This is a genomic window from Mesorhizobium sp. WSM4817 (assembly GCF_055811135.1).
The window spans coordinates 1-322 of record NZ_JBVVQQ010000155.1 but is presented as its reverse complement, the minus strand read 5'-3'; the positions used below and the strand labels follow the sequence as shown (position 1 = coordinate 322).

Sequence of the window (322 nt, the reverse complement as noted above, 5' to 3'; positions counted from 1 at the left end):
TTTCGCGCCTGTCGGGGCAGGACGACGTCGTGATCGGCGTTCCGAGCGCCAATCGCGGCCGGCGCGAGATCGAAGAGCTGATCGGCTTCTTCGTCAACACCCTGGCGCTTAGGCTCGACCTGTCCGGCGAGCCGAGCGTGTCGCAGCTTCTGGAGCGGACGCGGCGCACGGCGCTGGCTGCCCAGGAGCATCAGGACCTGCCGTTCGAGCAGGTGGTCGAGATCGTCAAGCCGCCGCGGGCCCTCGATCACACGCCGTTGTTCCAGGTGATGCTGGCCTGGAAGAACAACACCGTCGGGTCATTGGACCTGCCGGGGCTGAG

Annotated in this window: 1 protein-coding gene; it reads left to right on the top strand. The window is 67.1% G+C overall.

Annotation, left to right across the window (positions count from 1 at the left end; translation table 11 throughout):
* The coding region (locus tag AC0L2K_RS35185; protein WP_473533683.1) for a condensation domain-containing protein at positions 1–322 on the top strand (322 nt) is incomplete at both ends.